This window comes from Tropicimonas sp. IMCC6043 (genome assembly GCF_004146235.1).
GTDB lineage: Bacteria > Pseudomonadota > Alphaproteobacteria > Rhodobacterales > Rhodobacteraceae > Tropicimonas.
On sequence record NZ_SELO01000001.1, the window covers coordinates 209495 to 229657 of the forward strand.

General features: G+C 66.3%; 18 protein-coding genes. 9 read left to right on the forward strand and 9 right to left on the reverse strand.

Annotated elements, in window-relative coordinates; all coding sequences use genetic code 11:
• Window position 1: 1 nt before the first annotated feature.
• The 5 genes from EU800_RS01010 (at window position 2) to EU800_RS01030 (ending at window position 4315) form a co-directional block, all read left to right on the forward strand.
• Window positions 2–877 carry an ATPase gene (locus EU800_RS01010; RefSeq protein ID WP_129627524.1) on the forward strand — a complete coding sequence of 292 codons (876 nt, stop codon included), beginning with the start codon at window positions 2–4 and terminating at the stop codon, window positions 875–877.
• 95 nt (window positions 878–972) lie between these two features.
• Entirely contained in the window at window positions 973–1899 is a 927-nt protein-coding gene (gene metA / locus EU800_RS01015) for a homoserine O-succinyltransferase (protein ID WP_129627528.1), read from the forward strand.
• A gap of 16 nt (window positions 1900–1915) precedes the next feature.
• The gene (locus EU800_RS01020; protein WP_165354523.1) at window positions 1916–2788 is read left to right on the forward strand and encodes an alpha/beta fold hydrolase; all 873 of its coding nucleotides are present in this window, start codon (window positions 1916–1918) and stop codon (window positions 2786–2788) included.
• Between the two features lie 44 nt (window positions 2789–2832).
• Entirely contained in the window at window positions 2833–3705 is an 873-nt protein-coding gene (ppk2, locus tag EU800_RS01025; protein WP_129627534.1) for a polyphosphate kinase 2, read from the forward strand.
• Window positions 3698–4315, forward strand: a complete 618-nt coding sequence (locus EU800_RS01030; RefSeq protein ID WP_129627537.1) for a TetR/AcrR family transcriptional regulator — start codon at window positions 3698–3700, stop codon at window positions 4313–4315. The genes ppk2 and EU800_RS01030 overlap by 8 nt, the downstream gene beginning before the upstream one ends.
• Before the next feature lie 20 nt (window positions 4316–4335).
• On the opposite strand, the gene EU800_RS01035 is transcribed toward EU800_RS01030, so the two are convergent.
• Entirely contained in the window at window positions 4336–4974 is a 639-nt protein-coding gene (locus tag EU800_RS01035) for a helix-turn-helix domain-containing protein (RefSeq protein WP_129627540.1), read from the reverse strand.
• Between the two features lie 83 nt (window positions 4975–5057).
• Between EU800_RS01035 and EU800_RS01040 the strand changes: the two genes are divergently transcribed.
• From EU800_RS01040 to EU800_RS01050, 3 genes are all read left to right on the forward strand, one after another.
• Window positions 5058–6569, forward strand: a complete 1512-nt coding sequence (locus tag EU800_RS01040; RefSeq protein WP_129627543.1) for a class I adenylate-forming enzyme family protein — start codon at window positions 5058–5060, stop codon at window positions 6567–6569.
• A 126-nt stretch (window positions 6570–6695) separates the two neighbouring features.
• Complete coding sequence (locus EU800_RS01045; protein ID WP_129627546.1) at window positions 6696–7331, forward strand: DsbA family oxidoreductase; 636 nt, start codon at window positions 6696–6698, stop codon at window positions 7329–7331.
• Window positions 7332–7437: 106 nt separating this feature from the next.
• Entirely contained in the window at window positions 7438–8661 is a 1224-nt protein-coding gene (locus EU800_RS01050) for a multidrug effflux MFS transporter (protein WP_129627549.1), read from the forward strand.
• A 30-nt stretch (window positions 8662–8691) separates the two neighbouring features.
• On the opposite strand, the gene EU800_RS01055 is transcribed toward EU800_RS01050, so the two are convergent.
• From EU800_RS01055 to EU800_RS01080, 6 genes are all read right to left on the reverse strand, one after another.
• A complete protein-coding gene (locus EU800_RS01055; protein ID WP_129627552.1) occupies window positions 8692–8937 on the reverse strand; it encodes a hypothetical protein in 246 nt (81 codons plus the stop codon).
• A 185-nt stretch (window positions 8938–9122) separates the two neighbouring features.
• Complete coding sequence (mfd, locus tag EU800_RS01060) at window positions 9123–12566, reverse strand: transcription-repair coupling factor (protein WP_129627555.1); 3444 nt, start codon at window positions 12564–12566, stop codon at window positions 9123–9125.
• A 166-nt stretch (window positions 12567–12732) separates the two neighbouring features.
• Window positions 12733–13068 carry a hypothetical protein gene (locus EU800_RS01065; protein WP_129627558.1) on the reverse strand — a complete coding sequence of 112 codons (336 nt, stop codon included), beginning with the start codon at window positions 13066–13068 and terminating at the stop codon, window positions 12733–12735.
• Between the two features lie 255 nt (window positions 13069–13323).
• The gene (gene tsaA / locus EU800_RS01070) at window positions 13324–13836 is read right to left on the reverse strand and encodes a tRNA (N6-threonylcarbamoyladenosine(37)-N6)-methyltransferase TrmO (RefSeq protein ID WP_129627561.1); all 513 of its coding nucleotides are present in this window, start codon (window positions 13834–13836) and stop codon (window positions 13324–13326) included.
• Window positions 13837–13918: 82 nt separating this feature from the next.
• Window positions 13919–14881: an HAD family phosphatase gene (locus EU800_RS01075; RefSeq protein WP_129627564.1), complete on the reverse strand. Its 963-nt coding sequence runs from the start codon at window positions 14879–14881 to the stop codon at window positions 13919–13921.
• Between the two features lie 81 nt (window positions 14882–14962).
• Complete coding sequence (locus EU800_RS01080; RefSeq protein ID WP_129627567.1) at window positions 14963–16597, reverse strand: arylsulfatase; 1635 nt, start codon at window positions 16595–16597, stop codon at window positions 14963–14965.
• 207 nt (window positions 16598–16804) lie between these two features.
• On the opposite strand from EU800_RS01080, the gene EU800_RS01085 reads away from it, so the two are divergent.
• Complete coding sequence (locus EU800_RS01085; protein WP_165354524.1) at window positions 16805–17485, forward strand: Crp/Fnr family transcriptional regulator; 681 nt, start codon at window positions 16805–16807, stop codon at window positions 17483–17485.
• Window positions 17486–17501: 16 nt separating this feature from the next.
• Here the strand turns inward: EU800_RS01085 and EU800_RS01090 are convergent, their stop codons facing one another.
• Both EU800_RS01090 and EU800_RS01095 read right to left on the reverse strand, forming a co-directional pair.
• Window positions 17502–18086 (reverse strand): HNH endonuclease, encoded by a 585-nt coding sequence (locus EU800_RS01090; RefSeq protein ID WP_129627572.1) that lies wholly within the window; start codon window positions 18084–18086, stop codon window positions 17502–17504.
• A gap of 167 nt (window positions 18087–18253) precedes the next feature.
• Window positions 18254–19831 (reverse strand): ATP-binding cassette domain-containing protein, encoded by a 1578-nt coding sequence (locus EU800_RS01095; protein ID WP_129627575.1) that lies wholly within the window; start codon window positions 19829–19831, stop codon window positions 18254–18256.
• Window positions 19832–20163: the final 332 nt, after the last annotated feature.

Consider the following 20163-nt stretch of genomic DNA (forward strand, 5'->3'; position numbering starts at 1 on the left):
CATGAGCTTCGCCCCCCGCCTCTACGCCACCGCCGCCGACTGGGCCGCCGCGCCACGCAAACGCGTGCTGCTCTTCGGCATGTCGGGGCTGGGCAAAACCCATGTCTCCAACATGCTGCGCAGCTCCGGCGGCTGGTTCCACTACTCCGTCGATTACCGGATCGGAACCCGCTACATGGGCGAGCTGATCTCCGACGAGTTCAAGCGCGAAGCGATGAAGGTTCCGCATCTGCGGGCGCTGCTGATGTCGGATTCGATCTACATCGCCTCCAACATCACCTTCGACAACCTCTCCCCGCTCTCGACCTATCTCGGCAAGCCGGGCGATCCGGCCAGGGGCGGTCTTTCGATTGCCGAATACCGCAAGCGCCAGGAGCAACATCACGACGCAGAGTGCGCCGCGCTGCTTGACGCGCCGCGCTTCATCGAGCGCGCCGTGGATCTCTACGACTATCCGCATTTCGTCTGCGATTCCGGCGGCTCGATCTGCGAGGTCGTGTCCCCGGACGATCCCGGCGACGAGATCCTGCAAACGCTTGCCAGCGCGATGCTGCTGGTCTGGATCCAGGGCAACGATGCGCATCGCGACGAGCTCGTGCGCCGCTTTGACAAGGCGCCGAAGCCGATGTGCTACCGGGCCGCGTTCACCGATGCGGCCTGGGATGAATTCCTGCGTGAAAACAACGTCGACGAAGGCGATGTTGATCCGGATCTCTTCGTCCGCTTCGCCTATCGGCGGGCGATGGCGGCACGCCAGCCGGCCTATGCGGCGATGGCCCGGAACTGGGGCGTGACGGTGACCGCGGCCGAGATCTCCGAGGCCGACAGCCCGGCGAAGTTCGAGGCACTGATCGGACGGGCCATCGACAGGTGCTGACGTCGGGGCGGCGGCCGGTGCAAAGGGCCCATAGCGGCTTGTGAATTTCCGGCAATGCGCCTATCTGGAGGCTTCCCGAAACCGAGGTTCGCCTTATGCCGATCACGCTCCCCGAGACCCTGCCTGCCTTCGATATCCTGCAGACCGAGGGCGTGATGGTGATGGGCGAGAACCGCGCGGCGCGGCAGGATATCCGCCCGCTCCGGATCGGCCTGCTGAACCTGATGCCGAAGAAGATCCAGACCGAGACGCAGTTCGCGCGCCTGATCGGCGCGACTCCGCTACAGATCGACCTGCACCTGATCCGGATCTCGAACCACGAGGCCAAAAACACCGCCGCGGCGCATATGGAGGCCTTCTACCGCCCCTGGGAAGAGGAGCGGGACACGAAATTCGACGGGCTCATCATCACCGGCGCGCCGATCGAGCACCTGCCTTTCGAGGAAGTGACCTACTGGGACGAGCTCACCCGGATCTTCGACTGGACCCAGACACATGTGCATTCCACCTTCGGCGTCTGCTGGGGCGGCATGGCGATGATCAACCATTTCCACGGCGTCAAGAAACACATGCTGGAAGAAAAGGCGTTCGGTTGCTTCCGGCACCAGAATCTTGCACCCGCCTCGCCCTATCTGCGCGGGTTCTCCGATGACCTTTTGATGCCGGTCTCGCGCTGGACCGAGATGCGCCAGGACGAGATCGAGGCGGTGCCGGATCTCGTCCCGCTGATCGCCTCCGACGAGGTCGGACCGGCGCTGGTCGAGGACCCCGCCCACCGCGCGCTCTACATGTTCAACCATCTCGAATATGACAGCGGTACGCTGAAGGAGGAATATGATCGCGACGTCGCCGAAAACGCGGCGATCGAGGTTCCGGTCAACTACTTCCCCGACGACGACCCGGAGAACATGCCGACCAACCGCTGGCGGAGCCATGCCCACTTGCTCTATGGCAACTGGATCAACGAGATCTACCAGTCGACCCCCTTCGACCCCAATGCCATCGGCACCGGCCATTGGTGAACCCGGTCCGCCGGCGATGCGCCGGACGGGCCGGGCGTTCGAGTCCTGCGGGCGGGTGCTGGAGGTAGGCGGCCGAGATGTCCAGGCCTATGTCGCCGGCGACGGTCCGGACGTGATCCTGTTGCACGGCGCCGCGAGCCATTCGGCGGATTTCGATTTCGGCCTGTTTGACCGTCTTGCCGCCCGCTTCCGCGTGACTGCCTTCGACCGCCCGGGGCTCGGCCGCTCCGAGGCGCTGCATGGCCGCGGCGAGAGCTTTGGCGAACAGGCCGCCCATCTCGACGCGGCGGCGGCGGCGCTCGGCATCGCGCGGGCGGTGGTCGTCGGCCACTCCTTCGGCGGCGGCGTCGCCATGGCCTGGGCGCTCGACCGGCCGGCCCGCGTCGCCGCGGTGACGACGCTCGCCGGTGTCACCATGCCCTGGCCGGAGGACATGGACGCGTTCCGCCGCCTCGCCTCGCGCGAGCCCGATGGCGCGGCGCTGGTGCCGGTGATCTCGGTCACCTCCGAACGCGCCTTTACCCATTCGACTCTGGAGACAATCTTCGCGCCCCAGCCAGTGCCCGAGGGCTATGCCGAACGCCTCCTGCTGCCGCGCGACCTGCTCCGCCCGACCTTCCGCAGCAATGCCCGCCAGGTGGCCCGGTTGCGCGAGGAGGTCACCCGGCTCGCCAGAGGCTACGCTTCGTTGCAGCTTCCGGTCGAGGTGCTGCAAGGGAAGCATGACACGGTCGGCTCGGTGATGGTCCACGCCCGCCAGATGGCGCGCCGGCTCGGCAACGCGCGGCTGACCGAACTGCCAGGTATCGGCCACATGCCGCATCACGCGGACCCGGACGCCACGGTTGCGGCGATTATACGCGCGGTAGCACGGGCCGGATTGCGCTGACTTTCCCCCGACGACATACTGAGCCGCGGAAAAGGGGAAGAACTATGCCACATCTCCCGTTCGATGGCGCCATCAGCGAGTTTTACAAGAAGCAAACATCCAATGACGTCCAGAAAGCGATCAAGGAGGCGGAGGGAAAGCCGATCCTGAGCGCGAGCTACCCTTACAAGGACCGCATGGACAAGGACGAGTACGAGGAGACGCTGCACAAGCTGCAGATCGAACTGGTGAAGCTACAGGCCTGGGCGCAGGCCTCGGGAGAGCGGATCGCCGTCGTCTTCGAGGGCCGCGATACTGCCGGCAAGGGCGGCGCGATCAAGCGGTTCAGCGAACACATGAACCCGCGGGCGACCCGCATCGTCGCGCTCTCGGCGCCGTCGAACCGCGAGGCGCGGCAATGGTATTTCCAGCGCTATATCGAGCAGCTCCCGGTGAAGGGCGAGATCGTGCTGTTCGACCGTTCCTGGTACAACCGCGGCGTCGTCGAGAAGGTCTTCGGGTTCTGCACCGACGAGGAGCGGCAGGCCTTCTTCAAGCAGCTTCCCGATTTCGAGAAGCTGGTCACCGAGGACGGCGTGCGGCTGTTCAAGATCTGGCTCAACATTTCGCAGGCCGAGCAGCTCAACCGGATGCTCTCCCGCGAGCACGACCCGCTCAAGCAATGGAAGCTCTCCCGGATCGACGTCGAGGGTCTGCACCATTGGCAGGAATATTCCGACGCGATTTCCGAGACGCTGCACCTGACACACGAGATCTATGCGCCCTGGACGGTGATCCGCGCCGACGATAAGCGCCGGGCACGGATTGCCTGCATCCGGCTGGTGCTGAGTCAGATTGACTATGACGGCAAGAAGGACAAGATCGTGGGCGATGTCGACCCCAAGATCTGCGGGGGACCTGCCCTGATCCATGTCTAAACGTGGCTATCACCACGGAAATCTGCGGCAGGCCCTGGTCGACGCGGCGCTCGGACTGATCGAGGCCAAGGGTCCGCAGGGCTTCACCTTGTCGGAGGCGGCAAAGGCGGCCGGCGTGACGCCGGCGGCAGTCTACCGGCATTTTCAGGGCCGGGAGGACCTGCTCGAGGAGATTGCCCGGCAGGGGTTCGAGATCTTTGCCGATCTCATGCAGTACGCCTATGACAAGGACCAGAGTTCCGCCCTCGCCCGCTTCGAGGCGGTGGGCCGGGCCTATCTGGCCTTTGCACGGAAGTTCCCCGGACAGTATCAGGCGATGTTCGAGGCCGGACTCTCGCTGAATCGCCGCCCCGAGCTCGCCTCCGCCGCCGAGCGCGGCAAGGCGGTGCTGGAGCGCGCCGCCGAGGAGCTCTCGGCCCATATCCCGCCCGAAAAGCGACCGCCTGCGCAGATGGTCACGGCGCATATCTGGGCCATGTCGCATGGCGTTGTCGAGCTTTACGCTCGTGGCGCACCCGGCGCCCGTTCGCCCTTCCCACCAGAGGACCTGCTCGAGACCGGCATCGGCATCTACCTGCGCGGTCTCGGCCTGCTGCCGCCCGATTCCTGATCCGGGCTGCCGGACCGGCCTCAGCCGAGCGAGGTCACCCAGAGGATCGTCGCGTCCTCCTGGCTCACCGAGATCACGTTGTGCCCCATCGTGGCGTCGTAATAGGCGCTGTCGCCGCGGCGCATTTCGACGGGGGTATAAAACTCCGTGTAGAGCCGGATCACGCCGGTCAGAACGAGCAGGAATTCCTCGCCCTCGTGCCGCACCCAGCCATCGAATTCCTCCACGTCCCGCGCCCGCACCCGCGCGCGATAGGGCAGCATCTTCTTCGCGGTCAGCCGCTCGGCCAGCAATTCGTGTTCGTAGGTCGTCGTGGCATGGGCAGTCCCGGCGCCGGCCTCTGTCACCACCATCCGCCCGCCGGCACCGAGCTTTGCCGGCGGCGTAAAGAGCTGCGGCACCGAGATCGCCAGCCCTTCGGCAAGCTTCTTCAGCGCCTCATAGGTCGGCGACATCTGCCCGTTCTCGATCTTCGAGAGCGTCGAGCGCGCGAGGCCGGCCCGCCCGGCCGCCTGCTCCAGAGTCCAGCCCTTCGCCTTCCTGAGCTCGCGCACCCGCGCGCCGAGGTCGAGCGGCTCTCCCGACACCGTCTCGCCGCTCTCCCGCTCGATGCGGATGAGGGATTTAGGGTCGGTCCGGGGGCTGTCCTGATCGTTCATGGACAGGTTCTAGGACCGCGGTGGCGGCATGGCAATGCCGCCACCGCTTGCGGGCCGGGCCGCTCCCGGCGAAGATCGGCCCCATGCTCTCGGTCCATTACGACAGTCCGCCGCCACCGCCGCCCGCCGCCTTCAACCTCGCGGCGCATGTGCTGGGGCGCGCCGACGCACTGCCCGACAAGACCGCACTGGCGATCCTCTCGCCCACCGGCGCCGCGCGTTGGCGTTACGGCGCGCTGGCCCAGGCGGTGGCGGGCATAGGCGCGGGGTTGCTGGCGACAGGTCTCCAGCCCGGCGACCGGCTGCTGATGCGGCTCGGCAACGAGGTCGAGTTTCCGCTGGCCTTCCTTGGCGCGATCTGGGCCGGCATACTGCCGATCCCCGCCTCCGCGGCGTTGACGGTACCCGAGATCTCCCGCATCGCCCGCGAGACCAGCCCCGCCGCCATCGTCGCCGCGCCGGACATCTCGCTCCCCGATCCCTGCCCCTGCCCGGTCATTCCGGCGCTGGCGCTGCGCGAGATGGAGGCCAGTCCGCCCACGGGTCCGGCGCTCGGCGATCCCGACCGCGCGGCCTATATCGTCTATACATCCGGCAGTGCCGGCCGGCCGCGCGGCGTGATCCACGCCCACCGCGCGGTCTGGGCGCGGCAGATGATGTGGCGGGACTGGTATGACCTTCGCGAAAGCGATCGCCTGCTCCATGCCGGCAGCTTCAACTGGACCTACACGCTCGGCACCGGCCTTCTAGACCCTTGGGCGATCGGCGCCACCGCGCTGATCCCGGCTGCCGGCACCAAACCACAGCAGCTTCCCTTGCTGCTCGCTCGACACGACGCGACGCTCTTCGCCGCGGCCCCCGGCGTCTATCGCCAGATGCTGCGCGACCGCCCCGCGATGCGTCTGCCCAAGCTGCGCCACGGGCTCTCGGCCGGCGAAAAGCTGCCCGAGGCGCTTCGCGACGCCTGGCAGAGCGCGACCGGCACCGCGGTGCACGAGGCGCTCGGCATGTCCGAATGCTCGACCTATCTCTCCGGCTGCCCGGCCCGCCCCGCGCCGCCGGGCGCATCGGGGTTTCCGCAGACGGGCCGCCGCCTCGCGCTGCTCGGCCCGGACGGGGCTCCGGTCCCGCGCGGAACGCCCGGCGTTCTGGCGATCCACCGCGACGACCCGGGCCTCATGCTCGGCTACCTCGATGCGCCGGAAGAAACAAAAGCGCGGTTTTCCGGCGATTGGTTCCTGACCGGAGACATGGCCCAGATGGATGAGGCGGGCGCCGTCACCTATCTCGGCCGTGATGACGACATGATGAACGCCGGCGGCTTCCGCGTCTCGCCGCTCGAGATCGAGGCGGCGCTGGCGGGGTTTCCGGGCCTCGCCGAGATCGCCTGTGCCGAAGTCGAGGTGAAGGCCGACACGCGCGTCATCGGCGCCTTCTACAGCGCGCCCGAGCTGCTGGACGAGGCCGCGCTTGCCGCCTTTGCGGCCGAGCGGTTGGCCGCCTACAAGCGTCCGCGCCTCTACCGATGGCTCGAACGCCTTCCACGGAACAGCAACGGCAAGATCGACCGGAAGTCGCTCTCCGCCGTGTCATGACGGCACCGAAAGGCAAAGGGAAAACGCCGTTCAACCCGCCGAGTTTCCCTCTGCCGAGGTCGGCGCGATGAAGAAATAGGCGAGTTTCGCCTTGGCCCGACCGCACAGCCTGATACACGGGGGGCCATGATCAAGCTCGATATCCTTGCCGACCCGATCTGCCCCTGGTGCCATATCGGACGCACCCATCTTCTCACCGCTCTCGAGGCGCGCCCGAAACATCCCTTCGTGATCGAATGGCATCCGTTCCAGCTCAACCCGGATATGCCGCCCGAGGGCATGGACCGCCGCGCCTATCTCGAGGCGAAATTCGGCGGCAAGGAGGGTGCGGTCGCGGCCTATGCGCAAATCGCCGACGCGGCCGAGGCCGCCGGGCTCGACATCGATTTCACCGCCATCGACCGCACGCCCAACACGCTGGACGCCCACCGCCTGATCCACTGGGCGGGCCTCGAGGGCAAGCAGATGGAGGTCGTGGGCGCGCTCTGCTCGGCCTATTTCGACGAAGGCCGCGACATCGGAGACCGCGACGTCCTGGCCGACATCGCCGACGGCGCCGGAATGGACGCCGCCGCCATCCATCGCCTGCTCGAAGGCGATGCCGACAGCGAGGAGATCCGTGCCCGTGACGCCAACGCCCGCGAGCGCGGCGTCACCGGCGTGCCGACCTTCATCATCGCCAACCAGCATGTCGTTCCCGGTGCCCAGCCTCCCGACCTCTGGATCCGGCTCATCGACGAGATCAACGAGCAGATCGGCTGAGTGCGCTGTTCGCATTTGCCGAGACCACTTCCGGGTTCTGTTCAAATTTCCACAATAAACGAAACATCGGAAACATGTTAGGCGGCGGGTAACAAGGATTACCCACATGCCCAAGCGCCTTCCACAGGCGGAATTCATCGCCTTCATCGCGATGCTTTTCGCGACAATCGCCTTTTCCATCGACTCGATGCTACCGGCGCTGCCGGAGATCGCCGCCGAACTCAGCCCGGGCGCGCCGAACCGCGCCCAACTCATTCTCACCAGCTTCGTGCTCGGCATGGGGCTCGGCACCTTCGTCACCGGCCCGCTTGCGGACGCCTTCGGCCGCCGCCGAGTGATCCTCGGCGGTGCCGTGGTCTACATGATCGGCGCGACACTGGCCTGGCGCGCCGGCACGCTCGAGCTGATGCTGGCGGCGCGTTTCCTGCAGGGGCTCGGCGCCGCCGGCCCCCGCATCGCCGCCATCGCCATCGTGCGCGACCTCTATGCGGGCCGCCAAATGGCGCGCCTCATGTCCTTCGTGATGATGGTCTTCACGCTCGTGCCCGCGGTCGCCCCGACGATCGGCGCGGGCATCATCGCGATCGCCGGCTGGCGCGGCATCTTCGGCGCCTTCCTCCTTTTCTCCCTGTTCAGCGCCGGCTGGCTGGCGCTGCGCCAGGAGGAAACTCTCGCACCCGCCAATCGCCGCGCCATCCGCCCGAGGCTGCTGGCCCGCGGCGTGGTCGAAGTCTTTTCCAACCGGATGGTGATGATCGCCGTGTTGGCCCAGGGTCTGTGCTTCGGGATCCTCTTCGCCAATATCAGCTCGATTCAGCAGATCTTTGACATCACCTTCCACGAGGGCGCCCGCTTCCCGCTCTGGTTCGGCATGATCGGCCTCGTGGCGGCCGGTTCCAGCCTGCTCAACGCGGCGCTGGTCGGCCGTTACGGCATGCGCTACCTCGTCCGCATTGCGCTCACGTCGCAGCTCGCGCTGTCGGCGCTTATGACGCTTCTGTTCTGGATCGGGGCACTGCCGCCAACCGCGTCATTCGCGATCTATCTTGTCTGGACCTGCGCGGTATTCTTCCTCAACGGCTTGACGCTCGGCAATCTCAATTCCATGGCGATGGAGCCGATGGGCCATATCGCCGGCATGGCCGCCTCGGTTCTGGGGTCGGTCGGCACGGTGATTGCCGTCATAATCGCAGTGCCGGTCGGGCTCGCCTTCGACGGCACGCCGCTGCCGCTGATGCTGGCGACGATGCTGCTGGCGGCCGCGGCACTGACGCTGGTCCACTTGATCCAGCGGGTCGAGGCGCGCGACGTGGCGCCGGCGGCCGAATGACCCCGGATGACGCCCGAGCGGCGGCCGGATTCAGTGTTCCGACACTGTCGACACCAGAAGATAGACGTGGGTGAAATCCGAATGCTCGCCGTTCTTGGTCGGCTTTGAGCGAAACACCCGCCCCTCGACGCGATAGACCGTGAACGCACTCAGGCTGTGGCCGTCCTTGACCAGGTCACCGATCAGCGGGACACAGTCGCTTTGTTTTTCCGCAATCACCTCATGCGTCGCCTCGTGATAGTCAAAGGTTTCCTTGTCGACGAGCGTAAGAAGCATTGCAGTTCACCAATTGTTCGGGATTTCAGTTCCATTTACGCAACGTAACACAGGAAGCACTCAAAGGTCCCGGACTAATGTTGCCGTCGCCACGGATGACGCTATCAAAGGAATGTCGCCGCCGGCTCTTGCGGTAGGAAACGGTCGGGTTTCCAAGGTGTTGCTGGAGTTTCCGACCGTGTCGTCTAGACCTTCTGTCGCGCCTGCTCTGCAAGATCCCGAGCAATCGCGAAGGCGCCCTTGATCCGGTCAGCATTGTTCTTCCAGTCGCGCCGCACGACAATCTTGTTGTCCCTGACCTTGGCTAGCCCGTTCTGTGCCTGGACGAAGGCCACCAGCCCCGCCGGGTTGGCGAACTTGTCGTTGTGGAACTGGATCGTGGCGCCTTTCGGACCGCCGTCGAGCTTGGCGATCCCGGCTCGCTTGCACATCGCCTTGATGCGAACAATGAGCAGCAGGGTGTTGACTTCCTTCGGCAATTTCCCGAATCGGTCGATCAGTTCGGCGGCAAAGCCCTCAAGCTCGACCTTGGTGGTGAGCCCCGAGAGCCGGCGGTAGAGCCCCAGGCGTACGTCCAGATCCGGAACGTAATGTTCTGGGATCAGAACCGGCACGCCAAGGTTGATCTGCGGCGCCCATTGCCCGTCATCGTCGGTCAGCCCCTCGAAGGCGCCAGACCGGATCTTGCCGATCGCCTCCTCAAGCATAGTCTGGTAAAGCTCGTAGCCCACCTCGCGCATCTGGCCCGACTGCTCCTCGCCGATCAGGTTGCCGGCGCCGCGGATGTCGAGGTCCTGGCTCGCCAGCGTGAAGCCCGCGCCAAGGCTGTCGAGCGAGCCGAGCACCCGAAGGCGCTTCTCGGCCGTGTCGGTGAGCCTCGCCCGCGGCTTGGTGGTCAGGTAGGCATAGGCGCGGGTCTTGGCGCGACCCACCCGGCCGCGGATCTGGTAGAGCTGTGCCAGGCCGAACATGTCGGCGCGGTGCACCACCATCGTGTTGGCCGTCGGGATGTCGAGGCCGCTCTCGACGATGGTCGTGGCCAGCAGCACGTCGAACTTGCCGTCGTAGAAGGCGTTCATCCGGTCGTCGAGTTCGCCTGCCGCCATCTGGCCATGCGCCGTCACGTGCGTCACCTCGGGCACTTGGTCGCGCAGGAACGCCTCGATCTCCGGCAGGTCGGAGATCCGCGGCACGACGTAGAAGCTCTGCCCGCCGCGGTAATGCTCGCGCAGGAGCGCCTCGCGAATGGTGATCGCGTCGAACTCGCTGACATAGGTGCGGATCGCCAGCCGGTCGACCGGCGGCGTGCCGATGATCGAGAGGTCGCGCACGCCCGAGAGCGACATCTGGAGCGTCCGCGGGATCGGCGTCGCGGTCAGCGTCAGCACGTGGATGTCCGAGCGCATCTCCTTCAGCCGCTCCTTGTGGGAGACGCCGAAATGCTGCTCCTCGTCGATGATCAGAAGGCCCAGATTGTGGAACTTCACCGACTTCGCCAGCAGCGCGTGTGTGCCGATGACGATGTCCACCGAACCGTCCGCGATCCCCTTCCGGGTCTCGCTCGCTTCCTTCGTGGAGACGAAACGCGACAATTGCCGCACCTTCAGAGGGAACCCCCGGAACCGCTCCCCGAAGCTCTTCGCGTGCTGGCGCGAGAGCAGCGTCGTCGGCGCGATCACAGCGACCTGCATGCCCGACATCGCCGCCACGAAGGCCGCTCGCATCGCCACCTCGGTCTTGCCGAAGCCGACATCGCCGCAGATCAGCCGGTCCATCGGGATGCCGCGCTCCATGTCGTCGAGCACGTCCTGGATTGCCTTGAGCTGGTCCTCAGTCTCCTCGTAGGGGAAGCGCGCGGAAAACTCCTCCCAGGCATGGTGGTCGGGATGCAGCACCGGCGCCTTGCGCAACGCGCGTTCCGCGGCGATCCGCATCAGCTTGTCGGCAATCTGCCGGATGCGCTCCTTGAGCTTGGCCTTCTTGGCCTGCCAGGCGCCGCCGCCGAGCTTGTCGAGCAGCCCCTCTTCGTGACCGAAGCGGGACAGCAGCTCGATATTCTCCACCGGCAGGTAGAGCCGCGCGGCCTCGGCATATTCCAGATGGATCATCTCGTGATCGGCGCCGAGGGCGGTGACGATCTCCAGCCCCTTGTAGCGGCCGACGCCGTGATCGACATGGACCACGAGGTCCCCCGGACTGAGCGACTGCGCCTCGGTGAGGAAATTGTCCGCCCGCCGCTTCTTGCGCGGACGCCGGATCAGCCGGTCGCCGAGCACGTCCTGCTCGGAGATGACCGTCAGCCCCTTGCCCTCGAAACCGTGCTCCAGCGCCCAGACCGCGAGATAGAGCCCGCCGACTCCGTCGGGCACATCCCGGAAATCGGTGATCTCGGTCGCGCCGTGGACGCCCTCGTCTTCCATCAGGCCGGCGAGCCGCTCCCGCGCGCCCTCCGAGTAAGAGGCGACGACCACCTGCCCGACTTCACGTTTTGCCCGAAGGTGATCCGCCAGGGCACCAAAAAGACTGATATTTTCCTGCTGTCGTTCCGGGGAGAAATTACGGCCGATCCGCCCGCCCGCGTCGATCACCCCCGGCCCGGAGCCCTTGGGCAGCGCGTGAAGATGCATCACCCGGTGACCGGCCACGGCCGCGTCCCATGCCGCCTCGTCGAGATAGAGCGCGCCCGGGGGCGCTGGCTTGTAAACGGAATCGAGCCGCGCCTTCGACGTCATCGCGTCGCGCCGGTTCTCGTAGCTGTCGGCGATCCCGTCCCAACGCGCGATGCGCGCCGGGGTCAGCTGGTCGTCGAGCATCAAGGTCGCGTCGGGGAGATAGTCGAACAGCGTCTCGAGCCGCTCGTGGAAGAAGGGAAGCCAATGCTCCATTCCGGCCTGCTTGCGCCCCGCGCTCACCGCCTCATAAAGGGGGTCGTCGGTGCCCGCGGCGCCGAAGGCGATGCGATAGTTCTGCCGGAACCGGGTGATCGCCGCCTCGTCGAGGATCACCTCGGAGACCGGCGCGAGCTCGACCGTCCGCAGCGTCTCGATGGTCCGCTGGCTTGCCGGGTCGAAGCGGCGCGCGCCATCGAGCATGTCGCCGAAAAGATCGAGCCGAACCGGGCCTGCCTGCCCCGGCGGATAGATGTCGATGATGCCACCGCGAATGGCGTAGTCGCCGGGCTCCATAACCGTCGGCGCCTTCGAGAAGCCCATGCGCGTGAGGAACGCCTTCAGCGCGGTGTCATCGATCCGCGCGCCGACCCGTGCCGAAAAGGCGGCTTCGCGCAGCACGTCCCGCGCCGGCACGCGCTGTGTGGCGGCGTTGAGCGTGGTCAGCAGGACAAAGGGGCCGGGAATGCCCGTGGCCAGGGCAGCGAGCGTCGCCATCCGCGTGGCGGAGATGTCGTGGTTGGGCGAAACCCGGTCATAGGGCAGGCAATCCCAGCCGGGGAAATCGAGCACCACGGCTGTCGGCGCGAAAAAGGCGAGCGCGGCCCGCATCGCCGCCAGCCGCTTGTCATCGCGCGCGACATGGACGATGGGCGCGCCCTTGGCCAGTTCGCGCGCGAGCAGCAGGGCGTCGAACCCTTCCGGCGCACCGTCGGCCTGGATATGTGCGGGATCCTTCATGGAGGCGTTGGTTAGGCCAGTGGCGCGCGGTGTCAACACTTCCCGGGAGGCAGGGCACTGGTCACGACGCGGCGCTTCGATCCGGAGGGCACGCGGAAGTGGGTATGCAGGGAACAAAAAGAGGGGATGGGCCGCGTGACGCGCACCCATCCCCAGACTCGCGGGGTCAGTGCACCCAGGTACCTGCCCCGCGCGGCGGTGCCAAATTCATCATACGTTCGAAACGCCCGGTTTCGGGCGACACCCGGCCCATCATCGGCGCCGCGGGCGCCCTGCGCGCCGTTGCCTTGCCCAGCATGACCCGGATCATCGACCGTCCCTCGATTCCCCGGCTCATCGCGAACCAGAGGACCGCGCCGCCCTCGATCCGGTCCCCGGGCCGCAGCCGCTCCGCGGAGGTCTCGCCGGTCGTCGTCCGGACCCGGTCTCCGGGCCGATAGACGCAGAGTGCCATCGCTTCGCCGGCCGACCGCGTCGCGGTCGCCGATAGGATATCCGTCATTCCTGCCTCATCTTGCGGCTCTTTCCCGGCCGCCATTGCCGGCAGTAAACACCAGCGCGAATCACCCTGCCACGGAGAAAACGAATCGGCGTCAGGAGCGTTCGAAGGTGAGTCTTTCCGGACACCCTCGCCGGCATGCTCGCTTGAAGCATGGTCGATCAGAGTTACCGGGACGTCTCTCTGGACTTGTCAACAGAGCAGCCGGGCCGGGCTGGTCCGGCCTGAACCGTCCCCGGTCAGGGGAATGTCCCTAAATCAACGTCCGGCATCCACCTCAGGAACAAGGCCCGCGGGCATGTCGATCCCGGGCAGCCAGGGCTTGATGTCGACCACCGGCGTGCCGTCGAGACAGTCGATCGCGTCGATCTCGATGACGCCCTTCGTCACGTCGATAGAGCGGATAGTGACCGCAGAGAGCGCGATCGGGTTGGGCCGGTTGGGCGAGCGCAAAGCGAAGGTGCCGCGCGGCGCCTCGGTGTGCCGAGGGTTCTGAACGATCAGGTCGCGCCGGGCGCGGTCCATCCAGTAGAGCACCAGGAGCGCCCTGCCCGGCTCCAGCCCGGCAAGCCCGGCGCCGTAGCCCTCGGCAAGTTCGATCCGCGCGCCCTGCCCGCTCTCCCGCGCACTCGAGATGTTGCGCGGGCAGCTTTCGCGGTCCTGCCACGGGCTGCGGATGCGGCCGATGAAGGCAATGCCCGCCTCGATGCGCCCGGCCGGGTCGAAGCCCAAAAGTTCTTCGCCGTCACGGATCTCCGCTGTCTCGCTCATACCGCTTACTCCCTTGTCGCCGCGATCCTGACGGTGCCGAGTGCGGGCGGCCATGCGAAAGAGCGCCGCAGCGATGCGGGTGCTACTCGGCAGGCCAGATCACCGCCCAGTCCTTTGCCATGTCGGCGAAATACCATCCGCGCTCCGGACCGTCGTCGAGCCCGCGGTTCAGCACGCCGATATGGCCCTCGCGGTCATAGGCCCATTCCCGATCGTCGTCCGTGTGATGGACATAGAGGCCGAAGGAAGGTGCCTCGCCCGACGTCGTCCATTCCAGCATCTGGAAATCACCGTCCGAATTGCCCGCCGCAAAGATCGGGCGCTTGCCGATGTGGTGGTTGATTGCGACGGGCTTGCCCGCCTTGTCGTCGAGGAAGAAGAGATCGGGCGTCTTCATCAGCATCGGCGTGCCGTTCTCGACGACATAGTCGGAAACGAGCGAGGAGCCGACGACCTGACTCACCGGGATGTTGTAGGCCCCTCCGGAGAACACACGGATGAAATCGATGCCGCCGCCGGAAACGATATAGGTCGCGAAGCCTTCGTCGCGAAGGAAGCTCAGCAGCTCCAGCATCGGCTGGTAGACCATGGCGTCATAGCGCATGCCGGTGGTCGGGTGCACCGCCATGTCGAGCCAGGACGCGACCGAGTCCTTGAATGCCGCGACACTCATTCCGGTATGGGACGCGGCGAGGACTTCCAGCAGCCCCTGCTCCCCGGTCGCCATCAGTGCTTTCATGTCACCCGCGGCCGCGGCCTTGAGTGCGTCGGAGGTGAGTTGGGACTCGTCCATCTTCTTGACGTGGTCGATGGCGAAGAAGAGTTGGAAATAGGCCGGCTGCTCGCTCCAGAGCGTGCCGTCATTGTCGAAGACGGCGATGCGGTCGGCCGGAGTGACATATTCGTCCGAGGCCGGGTCCGTGACCGCCTCGACGAAGCCGATGATGGCGGATTTGGTCTCGCCCGCGTTCCAGGAGGGCAGCGGATCGGCGAACGCGGCGGCGGCAAGGAGCGACAGACAGGCGGCAGTGGCGAGCATGCGCATCGAGAATAACCTTTCATTAACAATTGAACCTGCCCCGCGCGGGTCGCGCAGGGCAGGCCGTTTCTTGCGTCGCGGTTGCGGTTACTGGGCACCGCCCGGCTGCGACAGCTTCTCCATCACCTTGTCGAGGCTGAAGGAGGCCGCTTCCTGCCGCGGCGGATACTCCTGGAAGGTGGCGAGGAAGTTCGCCACATAGGTCTGTGCCGGCACCAGCATGTAGGCCCGGTCGAGCATCCAGTCGTAATAGGTGTTGGACGTGCGGTAGCCGCGCTCGTAGGGATCGCGGCGGAGATTGAAGATCAGCGGCGTCCTGAGCGGTGTCAGCGGCTCGATCCAGGCGCGGAATGTGGCCCAGGCCTTCTGCTCGAGGAAGGTGATCTTCCAGTCCCGCACCCGCAACGCCGCGAGATCGCCGTCATCGGTGAAGTAGAAGATCTCGTTGCGCGGGCTCGTGTCTGTCTCGCCGGTCAGCAGCGGCAGGATGTTGTAGCCGTCGAGATGCACGCGGTAGTTGCGCCCGGCCATCGCGTCGACGGTGACGCCTTCGAGCAGGTCCTCCTTTACCGTCTCGTTGCCGGCGGCAGCGAGGAAGGTCGGCAGCCAGTCCATATGGTGGACGATCTCGTTGACCACTTCGCCCTCGGCGATATGCCCCGGCCAGCGGACCATGGCCGGCACCCGCCAGGCACCCTCCCACTGGGTGTTCTTCTCGCCCCAGAACGGCGTCATTCCGGCATCGGGCCATGTGTTCATGTGCGGGCCGTTGTCGGTCGAGTAGAAGACGATGGTATTGTCGGCGATGCCGAGCTCGTCGAGCGTGTCGAGGAATTGCCCGATATGCTGGTCGTGCTCGATCATGCCGGCGGTGTACTCGTCGACATGCTTTCCGACGATCTCGTCGGCCATCGCGCGCTTTTCTTCGCTCACATGGGTACGGAAATGCATGCGCGTTCCGCTCCACCAGACGAACCACGGGGTGCCCGCAGCGGTCTGTTCCTCGATGAAGGCGATGGCGGCGGCGCTCGTTTCGTCATCGACCACCTCCTGGCGGGCAATCGACAGGGGACCGGTGTCCTCGATTTCCTGGGTGATCTCACCCTCGCCATAGGTGGCCGAGGAGCGCAGCACGCCACGTGGGCCGAACCGCTCGAGGAAGGTCTCGCCGCTCGGGAGCACCATGTCGCGCGGGTAGTCCTCGTTCTCCGGCTCCTCCTCGGCGTTGAGGTGGTAGAGATTGCCAAAGAACACGTCGAAGCCGTGGTTGGTCGGCAGGTGCTCGTCGCGATCGCCGAGGTGGTTCTTGCCAAACTGGCCGGTGGCGTATCCTTCGGCCTTCAGGAGGCCGGCGATGGTCGGGTCCTCGATCTGCATGCCTTCCTCGGCACCGGGCAGGCCGACCTTGGAAAGGCCCGTGCGGAAGACCGACTGGCCCATGATGAAGGAGGATCGGCCGGCAGTGCAGCTCTGTTCACCGTAATAGTCGGTGAAGATCATTCCCTCTTCGGCAATCCGGTCGATATTCGGCGTCTCGTAGCCCATCAGGCCCATCGTGTAGGCCGAAATGTTGGACTGGCCGACATCGTCGCCCCAGATGACGAGGATGTTCGGCTTGTCGGCGTCCTGCGCCCAGGCCGCGCCCGTGATTGTGAGCGTGACGGTCGCGATTCCGAGGCTGCGCAACCAAGATCCCGGTGTCGGAGGTGGGTGGAAAGGCATCATTGATCTCCCTGTCGATGTACTGAATTGGATAACTGGTTCACGGCCTGTGGGCCGTGGCCCGCCTTCCGGGGCCAAATGGATCGTTTCCGCGGGACGGCGAATGTCGGCATTCACGCGGTCGTTGTCGCCCGGTGCCGGCCACTATATCTTCAGGGAAGCGTCGAAACCTGTCATTTGATGGAAATGCCGGACAAAGAACGAAAATTGCGGCTGCTGGAAGAGACCCGTGCTTTCCTGCGCGAGACCGGCTGGCTGTCGGAACGCGCGCCATACGCGCGGGAGCGAATCCTGGCGGCCACGCGGCTGGTGGAATTCGACGCGGGCGAGACGGTCTACCTGATGGGCGATCCGAGCGACGGGGTCTACGGTTTCGCCCGCGGCGGACTGCAGATCCAGCTCCCCGGCGATGACGGCCAAGTCGTCGCCATTCACCGAACCGAACCCGGATTCTGGGTCGGGGAATCGGCGCTTTTTGCGGAGGGCGAGCGGCTCATCTCGTTGATCGCGGGGCAATCGACAGTCGGATTGCACATTCCGCAGGTAATCCTCCTCGAACTCGTGGCCGCGACCCCCTCTCTTTACGGCGACTTCTTTGCCCTGTCGCATCGCAACCTCGAGACGGCATTGCGACTTCTGGGGAACATGGCAGTCGCCGGGGCGGACCGTCGCCTGGCACTGCGGCTGCTGCACTACGAGGAGATCAATGCCGCCTCGGGCGGATGGATCGCGCTGGGACAGGCAGAATTGGCAGAGCTGATCGCGGTGTCGCTTCCGACGCTGCAACGAGCGATGCGCCGCTTCGTCGCGGCCGGCGCTGTCGAACAAGGATATGGACGCGTACGCGTGCTCGACCGCCAGAGGCTGCTGGCGATTTCCGTCGACTGATGCGGGCGCGGGCCGGTCACGCCTCGAGTTCTGCGTCCCAGTAGAGGAAGTCCAGCCAGGACTTGTGCAGGTGATTGGGAGGGAATTTCCGCCCGGTGTTGCGCAGTTCCTCCGCGCCGGGGCGCCTAGGCGATTTCAGCAGGCTCATGCCGGCCTTGCGCAGCGATTTCGACCCTTTCTTCAGGTTGCAACTGGCGCAGGCCGCAACCACGTTCTCCCAGCTCGTGGTGCCGCCACGCGCGCGCGGCACGACATGGTCGAAAGTCAGGTCCCCCTTCCCGCCGCAATACTGGCAGCGGAACTCGTCCCTCAGAAAAAGATTGAAGCGCGTGAAGGCCACGCGCTTCTGGGGTCTGACGAAGTCCTTGAGCACAACCACCGACGGTATTCGGATCTCCGTCGACGGGCTGCGGACCACCTCGTCATACTCGGCCACGATGTCGACACGGTCGAGATAGGCTGCCTTCACGGCCTCCTGCCAGGGCCAGAGCGAGAGCGGGTAGTAGGAGAGCGGCCGGTAGTCGGCGTTGAGAACGAGCGCCGGGTGATGCCGGAGCGCGTTGGGCTCGCGCACGAAATGTGTCCTGAAATCTCCGTCCATCGTGAGTGACTCCGTCCTCGCCCTGACTGCTCGGTTCCTCGGCTCAGGGCGGGGACGACCCGCCCCGTTTTGATGCAACTATATGTGGCGTTTCCCGCCTGACAACCCCCGTCATGCGGTGGGCTCTGGCGATTGGCTACCGGGCAACCGTTACAGGAATGTGACGCCTAACCCGCAGGCAGAAGACAAATCCGCCGAGCAATGCCGATCTGCCGCAGGAATGCGACGTCATGGCTCACCACCAGCATCGCGCCGTCGAACGCCCGCAGCCCCTGCTCCACCGCCTCCAGCGCCGGGAGGTCGAGATGATTGGTCGGTTCGTCGAGAATGAGCAGCTCCGGAGGCTCGGGCGCAGCCAGCGCCAGCGCAAGCGCCGCCTGCACCCGCTCGCCGCCCGAGAGCCGGTCTATCTCGGCGTCGCCGGCCGCTCCCCGAAAGCCCATCCACGCCAGGGCGGCATGCGCAGCATTGCGGCCAAGCCCGGGATGAACTGCGCGGAACCGCTCCGCGAGCCGCCCGCCCTGCCCGAGGCTCGCCGCATTCTGGTCGAGAAACGCGATCCGGCGGGGCCGGGCGATGCTGCCCTCGGTCGGCTCGAGGAATCCGGCGGCGAGCCGGAGCGCGGTCGACTTGCCGCTGCCGTTCGGGCCTTCGAGGGCCACCCGCTCGCCGCGACCGATCTCGAGGTTGAGCCCCGCGATTGCGGGCTCGCCGGGCCCGTAGCGATAACCCGCATCGCGCATCGAGAGCACGACCTGCGCGCCACGGGCGGCCTGCGCCTCAACCCTGCGCGGGACTGCCTGTGTCAGCGCCGCGCGGGCGGCCTCTGCCTCCGCCCGCGCCGCCGCACGCCGCCGCTCGGCCAGGCGCGCACTGCCTGCGGCGGAATTTTCCGACCGCTCCTTTGCGGCATCCGTCAGCATCTTTGCCTGGCTGCCGCTCCGCCGCAGGGCCTTGCCGGTCCGCGCCCGCACGGCGGCGCGGGACGCCCTCTGCGCGATCTCCCGCTCGGCGGACCGCAGGTCCCGCTCCGCCCGCGCCGCGCGCCCCTCGGCCCGCGCCCGAGCCGCCTCCCGCGCCTCGGCAAAGGCGGTCCAGCCGCCCCCGAAAATCGATGCATTCCCCGCCTCGAGCGACAGGATATGGTCCATCCGGTCGAGCAGGTCCCGGTCGTGACTGGCGACCAGCGCCGTGCCGGAATGGGCAGCAAGGAGATCGGCGACGAGTTCGCGCCCGTCGCTGTCGAGATTGTTGGTGGGCTCGTCGAGCAGCACCAGTTCCGGCGCATCGAAGAAGGCCGCGGCAAGCGCCGCCCGCATCCGCTGACCGCCGCTGAGCCGGCTGACTGGAGTCAGCAGATCGACCCCGCCAAGGCCGACCCGGTCAAGCGCGGCGTCGAGCCGCGCCTCAAGCTCCCAGTCTGCCTCGGCCAGATCCTCCGGACTGGCCGCACCCGCCTCGGCGCGACGTAGCAGGTCGAGCGCCGCGGTGGCGCCGAAAAGCGCGGCGAGAGGGTCCAACGGATCAGGGCTCTGGGCCAGAAACGACAGGCGCGCCGGCGCATCGATCCGCCCGCCGGTCGGTGCGAGCCGCCCGGTGATCAGCGCAAGAAGTGTGGATTTTCCCGACCCGTTGGCGCCGACGAGCCCGGATGCGCCGGGTGGCAGGGTCAGCGTGATGCCGTCGAAGACGGGCGTGGCGTCAGGATGGGAATAGCGAAGATCGATCAGCGAGAGAGCAGGCATGGAAAGCACCGGAAAGCGGAAGGCAAAGTGTGAAGGCGTCCGTTTTCCGGCTGATCATCGGTCCTGCTCCTGGTCGGGTCGGCGATGTTGGCTACGGATCCCTCCTGCGACAGGAAGCGTTTTGTGTCAAGGTGAGGGCAATGAGCGGAAGGTCCGTGTCGAGCGGGTGGCTGACCACGCCAACATCGCCGAAGGCGCCGGGCGAGCGCCGGTCCGGGGGCTGGCGCACCGGCGTTCGAACGGCGCGGTTTATCTCAGAAAGGTCCGAAAAGGCTGGAAAGGTTGCGCGCGGGCGGCAAAGCGCCAGACCGGTGGGCCGGTCCGGCGCTCGC